Source organism: Neorhizobium sp. BETTINA12A, from assembly GCF_023006485.1.
In the GTDB taxonomy this organism is placed as follows: Bacteria; Pseudomonadota; Alphaproteobacteria; order Rhizobiales; family Rhizobiaceae; genus Neorhizobium.
Map to the genome: position 1 here is coordinate 1 of NZ_JALBGW010000279.1, position 3,372 is coordinate 3,372.

Genomic DNA, 3,372 nt, shown 5'->3' on the forward strand with positions numbered 1-3,372 from the left:
GATCCTTCATCCGGGCGATCGTGCCGAGCGGCGATTCGGCCAGGTTGCGGCGCACCGGCTGTCGGGCGCCGTCGATCTCGGCGGAGGTCACGACGATCTCGCCATGCTGCTCGACAAAGGCCTCCTCGCCCATCACCAGCGCCCGGCGCAGGAAGCTGGGCGCCTCGACACTTGCGGCGATACGCCCGCTTTCGGAAAGCTGCACCAGCCCGAGCGAACGGGCTCTGGCGATTACCGCCTGCGGATAAAGCCGCTCCTCGGCTCCGGTGAGGCGGACTTCGGCACCCTCCCCGGTCTCGATCGTGCATTCGCCGCGGGCAAGCTGGCGGATCAGGCGCAGGAGATGCCGTTTGAGGTCTGGAATATCTGCCTTGCCGGTCATGGGCTTTCCGATCGCATCAGTCATGGGCTACCACCTCCGAGAGGCCGAAAACGGCGGTGACGATGCGTTCGACCGCCGAGATGAACTCGTCGAAGGCCAGGTCGTCGCGGCGATCTTCCACCACGTGGCAGGCATGGCCGACGGTGGTGCGGTCGCGGCCGAACGCTTCGCCGATGTCGCTCATCGAAATCTGGAGCGCTACATGGCAGACATACATGGCGATCTGGCGCACATGGCAGGATAGCCGGCGCCGGTCGCGGCGCAGCACCACCCGGTCGCCGAAGAGCTGGACCAGTTCGCAGACCATCTGACGGACGATGCGGCAGACGCTCCTGAGCGGCAGGCTGGCGGGAAGCCGCGGCGTACCGGCAGTCGCATCCATTGGCACTGGCGGGGAAAATCGCGCCGAGGACGGCGGGGCGGAAGGCTCGGAATATCGCTCGAAAGGCATGACAACTCCTCAATAAATAGGAATTAATTCATACACCCTAGAGCAAAAGCGGGGACGCTGAAAACCGCCCCTCCGCAATTATCAGCTGAAATCGTTGATGATTTCCGCAAGTCATGGAAAGATAATGGGATTTTTTTCCTCACATCTTGCCCGTGACCAGGTCGCTAAAAAGGAAAAACCGGGCGTACGGTCGCCCGGCTCTTTATCCGCATCTGTGTTTGATGCCGAAATCACCCGCCGGTCGCTGGCGCGATCGGTCCTCATCGGGATGGTTTCAAATCCTCCCGGTGCCTTTGCCGGGCGTTGGCCCGGCTCAGACCTTGCCGCGCTTGCGGCGCTGGCCGAGACCCATTTCCTTGGCGAGCCTGGAACGGGCTTCCGCATAGGCGGGCGCTACCATCGGATAGTCGGCCGGCAGGCCCCACTTCTCGCGATATTCTTCCGGCGTCATGTTGTAATGGGTCATCAGATGCCGCTTCAGCGACTTGAACTTCTGCCCGTCCTCCAAGCAGATGAGATAGTCGTCTTCGATCGATTTCTTGATCGGAACCGGAGGCTTCGGCTTTTCAATGGCCGCTACAACCGGTGCCGGCGAAGAGGTGTTGCTCAACGCCGTATGCACGTCTGCGATCAAGTTCGAAAGATCGCTGACGGGCACCACATGGTTGCTCACATAGGCCGCCACAATATCTGCGGTCAACTCCACCAGCAGATCGGGGCTTTTGCCCAATGCGATGTCTGTCATTTCCTGTCTCCTGTTTAAGTGACTGGCTGGCCCCGCGACCTCCGCGACACCTGCCCGTTCGTAGAGCTTCTCGGAGCGAAACCATTGCCCGACCGCCGTCTTGCGACCGAAGCCTACCCCTAAGCTCCATGCGGAAAAGAAAACGGTTCGCACCGGATATTGCGTTCGATTAAAGCTTGCCCAGGTCCGTGATCGACGTTTATCGTTCCTCAATCCAAAGAACTTGTCGACTTCACCGAATTGACGAGGGAACGCCTAATCTGAAACAACATCTGCACTCTACTTGTAACGAAGTACCACTGCTTCGCTTTATCTCCAAGTGCGATTTTCGCGAGTTACCAGCCTTTCTGCGGCCTATATCGCTCCCACGTCAGCTTTACTGATGAATAGATGAGCATTTGCTCAGTCAAGACAGGGTTATAACTCGTCCTCGACGGGATTATATTCGCTTATCGTAATCCTTCATTTCATCCCGGACTGACTCAGCGTAAAGTGGATATCCGATCTTATGTGCTGCCATAGCGAGTAGATGCGCCGAAATCGGCGCGGTCAGCACGAAGAAGAAGAAGCCTGCAAGGGCTCTTGCAAATGTCGGCAGATCGCCCGCATGGACGCCGACCGCCAGCAGCAGCAGCCCGGAGCCAACCGTGCCGGCCTTCGATGCCGCGTGCATCCGGGTATAGAGATCCGGCAACCGATTGAGGCCGATTGCCGCCACCAGTGCGAACCCGGCGCCGCCAAGCATCAGAAGGGCGGTTATCGTGGCCAGCAGGATATCCATCATTTCTTTGCCTTCCGCCTGACGGCCGGTCCGGTGCCGGGCGGGCGCCTTGTTGCAGATTTACGGCGCGGTTCGGGCACCGATGCCGTGAATGTCTTCATCATGTCCGGCTTCGGCGTTTCCCGACCGCCGCGCGACAGGATGAAGCGTGCGAAGGCGACGGTCGCCAGGAACCCGACCAGGCCGAGCGAGATGGCGATATCGATATAGAGCGTGAAGCCAGTGCGGATGGCGATCAGGGCGATGAAGCCGATGACGATGCCGGTCAGCATGTCGAGCGCCACGACCCGGTCTGGAAGCGTCGGCCCCCTGATCACCCGCCAGACGGTGAGCAGGAAGGAGACGCAGAGCACCACGAGCGCCAGCCAGACCGCATAGGAGAGGATCATTTCAGCCGTCGTCATCGGAACGCCTCCATGATCTTGCGCTCGAAGCCGTTGGCGATATCCCGTTTCGTGGCCTCGACATCGGAACAGTCGATCGCGTGGACGAACAGCGTCTTGCGGTCCTCGGAGACATCGACCGACAGCGTGCCCGGCGTCAGCGTGATGAGGTTGGCAAGCAGGGTGATCTCGAAATCGCGGGTGACGGTCAGCGGAAAGGCGAAGATGCCGGGCTTGAGGTCCATGCGCGGGCTCATCACCAGCACCGCCACTTTCCAGGCAGACAGCGCCAGCTCCTTCAGGAACAGGGCGAGCAGCGACAGGATGCGGCCGAGCCGCCGCCAATAGCCGCGGGCGCCCATCTCGTCGCGGACGATCCAGAGCGCCAGCGTCGACAGCACAAAACCGAAGATCAGGTTTTGCAGCGTCGCGCTGCCGGTTACAGTGACCCAGACGACGGCAAATACCAGAGACAGGATATAGGTGATCATCGTGCTGTCCCTCCCGGGAAGACCGAATGGATATAGGCCGCCGGTTCGCCGAGCCCCTCCGCCGCCGTCTGGGCCAGATCGAGCAGCGGCTCCGGCAGCAGGCCGAAAAGGACGACGAGCGCCGTCAGGCAGCCGAGCG

Annotated in this window: 5 protein-coding genes and 1 pseudogene; all 6 read right to left on the reverse strand. The window is 60.7% G+C overall.

What is annotated here, in order from left to right; genetic code table 11:
* A pseudogene (locus MOV61_RS29190) lies at positions 1-406 on the reverse strand (hypothetical protein); the annotation flags it as partial.
* Positions 399-833, reverse strand: a complete 435-nt coding sequence (locus MOV61_RS29195; RefSeq protein WP_247139084.1) for a helix-turn-helix domain-containing protein — start codon at positions 831-833, stop codon at positions 399-401. The gene MOV61_RS29195 and the pseudogene MOV61_RS29190, both read right to left, overlap by 8 nt.
* 313 nt (positions 834-1,146) lie before the next feature.
* Positions 1,147-1,578 (reverse strand): MucR family transcriptional regulator, encoded by a 432-nt coding sequence (locus tag MOV61_RS29200; RefSeq protein WP_038541152.1) that lies wholly within the window; start codon positions 1,576-1,578, stop codon positions 1,147-1,149.
* Positions 1,579-2,017: 439 nt separating this feature from the next.
* A complete protein-coding gene (mnhG, locus tag MOV61_RS29205) occupies positions 2,018-2,362 on the reverse strand; it encodes a monovalent cation/H(+) antiporter subunit G (RefSeq protein WP_038541147.1) in 345 nt (114 codons plus the stop codon).
* Positions 2,359-2,763, reverse strand: coding sequence for a cation:proton antiporter (locus MOV61_RS29210; protein ID WP_038541144.1), 405 nt, complete (start codon positions 2,761-2,763; stop codon positions 2,359-2,361). Before MOV61_RS29210 ends, mnhG begins: the two co-directional genes overlap by 4 nt.
* The gene (locus MOV61_RS29215; protein WP_247039308.1) at positions 2,760-3,233 is read right to left on the reverse strand and encodes a Na+/H+ antiporter subunit E; all 474 of its coding nucleotides are present in this window, start codon (positions 3,231-3,233) and stop codon (positions 2,760-2,762) included. Before MOV61_RS29215 ends, MOV61_RS29210 begins: the two co-directional genes overlap by 4 nt.
* Positions 3,234-3,372: the final 139 nt, after the last annotated feature.

Bases quoted from the DNA above. Each gene is read 5' to 3' on its own strand.
- MOV61_RS29195 (WP_247139084.1), bottom strand. From the start codon at position 833: ATGCCTTTCGAGCGATATTCCGAGCCTTCCGCCCCGCCGTCCTCGGCG.
- MOV61_RS29200 (WP_038541152.1), bottom strand. From the start codon at position 1,578: ATGACAGACATCGCATTGGGCAAAAGCCCCGATCTGCTGGTGGAGTTG.
- mnhG (WP_038541147.1), bottom strand. From the start codon at position 2,362: ATGATGGATATCCTGCTGGCCACGATAACCGCCCTTCTGATGCTTGGC.
- MOV61_RS29210 (WP_038541144.1), bottom strand. From the start codon at position 2,763: ATGACGACGGCTGAAATGATCCTCTCCTATGCGGTCTGGCTGGCGCTC.
- MOV61_RS29215 (WP_247039308.1), bottom strand. From the start codon at position 3,233: ATGATCACCTATATCCTGTCTCTGGTATTTGCCGTCGTCTGGGTCACT.